At 49.5% G+C, this 378-nt stretch carries 1 pseudogene; it reads right to left on the reverse strand.

Going from position 1 to position 378, the window contains the following annotated elements:
- A pseudogene (locus AB4238_RS11150) lies at window positions 1–378 on the reverse strand (transposase); the annotation flags it as partial.

Below are 378 nucleotides of genomic sequence, written 5' to 3' on the forward strand. Positions count from 1 at the left end.
GATAGCGTGATAAGTACTTTAGCGCAGGTAAGCCTTTGCCAACATGTTGGCAGTCAACCACCCACTTCTTTGGGATAGGTGTTCTGGCAGCTTGATGTTGAGCTTGCCTGCCAATTGCTCAAGCAAGCGTGCTCGCCATACTTTGGCGAGGTTAAAACTGTTGAACAGGTATTTACCTTTGCGCTTGCGCCACTGTTGTTTGGCTTTGTTGAAGCTTCCTGCGGGAATGATGAAGTGAAGATGCGGATGGTAGTCGCGTCGCCGATTATGGGTATGCAGCACGCCCGTAAAGCCGATATCACCATCCAGTTGTTTGTCGTTTTTAGCAAAGTCCTTCAGCACGCTGGCAGCGACGGTAAAGAAATACATTAGCCAGCC

Origin of the sequence: Shewanella sp. 10N.286.45.A1, assembly GCF_041470405.1 — a bacterium.
Lineage (GTDB): Bacteria > Pseudomonadota > Gammaproteobacteria > Enterobacterales > Shewanellaceae > Shewanella.